Raw genomic sequence first — 2,471 nt, 5'->3', positions numbered from 1 at the left:
GCAGTAATCGTTGTGCCACTCGTCGCCCCAGGGGTAAAGGGTTTTACCTCCATTCGACGCCGCATACTCCCACTCCGCCTCTGTTGGTAGCCGCTTGCCCGCCCACTTTGCGTAGGCAGCTGCGCCGTACCAGCTTACCTGGGTTACGGGAAAATTCTCCCTGCCCTTGCGGACGATGTACTTGCCGTCCTCAAGCAGGATGTCCGGGTAGCTCGACTCGTCCAGCCAGTAGGAGCCTCCCTCCTTTTGATTGCCTACAGCGTTCAGGAACTCAGAGTATTGCTTGTTCGTAACCTCGCAGCGGTCAAGGAAGAAGGGGTCTAAATAGACGTTTCTGACGGGCATTGTCCATTGCTGAGTCGTGTCGCCCATCAAAAAAGGTCCCTTGGGATTGATGAACTCCATCCCCCGGGGGACAAATACGGTGTTCTTATTCCTTAAAGCGGGTTCTAAAAGATACCGCTTGTACTCCTCGCCGGTGATAACCAGTTCCTTGTTGATATCGAGCCTTGTGAGCCGGGATAGTATCCTGATTGCAGTCTTGGTGTCATGTTTTTTTCGCTTCTTTAACGCCTCGATGAAATTCTTGATAAGTTCGGGATTTCCGGTTTTCTGAACGATTTTCTTCCAGAAATAATGCGAAAGCCCGTACCCTGTCCAGCCTATCCCCGCTCCGCCCGTGAAATCATCCCATGTCGGATTCAGCCATACCCTGAGGTCGTATACCTTGCCGTCGTATCCGTCCAGCTCATCCTGGCTAACAGGGTTGATCCTGTTGCTTGCCGGCTTAACGGAGGGGCGCGGTCTCAGCTTCAGGCACTCGCCTTTCATGTATTCGGCAAGCCCGTCGTCAATCCATCGGGTTGTGCTGTCCTCTGCAATGTTAATGTTTTCGTGTAGTATGTCATGCGTCCACTCGTGAGCGAATTCGTTGCACAGCGCAATGTCCATGCTTGCGCTGTCCGTCTTCAAGGACATGCTCATTCCGCCAATGCAAATGCCGTATGCGCCATCTTCGTAAAGCATTACGGTAAAAGGGGTGGGCTTAAGACCCGTAAGCTCGGTTATGCGTTCGCCGCACTTCCGCATAAGCGTTAATACCCTTTGGGCAGTATGCTCGTAACCCTCTGGGTAAAGAACCGATACGACCCCGCCTTTAACCTCCAGGAGACCCTCGGACGTCTGGAAACCGGCGTATGAATTATTTGAAAGCGCATAACTCGGAAAAGGCGCAAGTGTCAATGGCGAGCGTGGCTTCACAGGCTTGTCTGCGTACGCCTTGAACACTGTACCTTCCTTGGCCTTGCTTCGCGATATCCAGAATATAACCTCGCCCCGGTAATCGGTCAGCTTGCCGTATTTTTCGCCGGCTACAGTCAATGTGCACGGAATGCCTGCAACTACGTTATCGAGGCTGTCAAAGAACTGAACCTGGATAGGCAGGCTGTCGCCCGTTACCGCCCCAGGAAAGTTGAGCAGGAGATGAGGATTGAGTTTCGTGTATACCTTTATGCCGGATTCCTCGGAAACAGTCCAATCGCTTCCGTGAATACTGCTAATCCCTGAAAGCGAGATGATGAGAATTGCAAGCGCGTTCGGATAATTTTTCAGTCTGTTCATTTTTCGTCTCCTTCGAGCCGGCAGCAAGCGCTCACGATGCTATCGTGAGCGCTTGCTGCTGTTAAAGTTAAGCGGACTTTAAGCAATGCGGCTTCAATCGTTGTTGTTTCTAACAAGCTCATGACAGTGTTCAAAATGAACTGGTCCATCGCTCTTGGGGTAGCCAAAAGGGTAACCGTAACAACAAACCAAAGGATGGTCGTACCATAAAGAGTCAATCTCATCATACCACGGTTTAAGGTGTTCTATATATGGCGCCCATGAGTATCTAGTGGCCGTTGGTTCTTCGGGTGGCGCCATCGCTTCGTTGAGCTCTTCTTCCGTAAGCAATATAAGAGCTTCAGGATTCAAGTAGCCTGTACGCACCATATTGATGTTGTTTGCAGACCAGGTTCGGTGACCGGCTCCTATTATATATTGGCACATTCCAAGAAGCTGCTGGGCAATAGCGGTGCACTGGGTCCAGTTTTCCGCATCGCGAGCGGCATAAAGGCTCTGGCACAGTGCCAGAAACTGAGTCATGTGGGCTGGCGTATCGAAATGAATTCCATTTACCTTATTTGCGCTTTGTTGGATCCATTCAACTAAAAGAGTTTTTTCGGAGTTGTCTGCATAATAGTAGGATCCGACCTGCGCCGACGCCGCTATAGGTATCGCCGCCGCCATTATTATTGCCGCTATTGTTATTATTCTCTTCACGTTTTCCTCCATCATTCAGGAGCTGCACAAAGTGCAGTCAGCGAGTTTTTTGCAGGGCGTCCCTCTTGCCCTTGCACCTTCCTGCTCATTGCTCGCTCCTCAGGGACTCGACGCGCATTGCCAGAATCATAATCAGATTTCTTTTATGTGTC

At 50.8% G+C, this 2,471-nt stretch carries 2 protein-coding genes; both read right to left on the bottom strand.

Annotation, left to right across the window (positions count from 1 at the left end; genetic code table 11):
- Window positions 1-1,620 (bottom strand): formylglycine-generating enzyme family protein (locus tag GX441_08315; GenBank protein ID NLI98645.1); only part of this gene is annotated, 1,620 nt, incomplete at its 3' end.
- Window positions 1,621-1,713: 93 nt separating this feature from the next.
- Window positions 1,714-2,319 carry a hypothetical protein gene (locus tag GX441_08310; protein NLI98644.1) on the bottom strand — a complete coding sequence of 202 codons (606 nt, stop codon included), beginning with the start codon at window positions 2,317-2,319 and terminating at the stop codon, window positions 1,714-1,716.
- Window positions 2,320-2,471: the final 152 nt, after the last annotated feature.

Source organism: bacterium (genome assembly GCA_012517375.1).
Lineage (GTDB): Bacteria > Hydrothermota > Tepidihabitantia > B3-TA06 > B3-TA06 > JAAYVC01.
The sequence above is the reverse complement of the archived record's forward strand: the minus strand, read 5'-3'. Positions and strand labels throughout refer to the sequence as shown.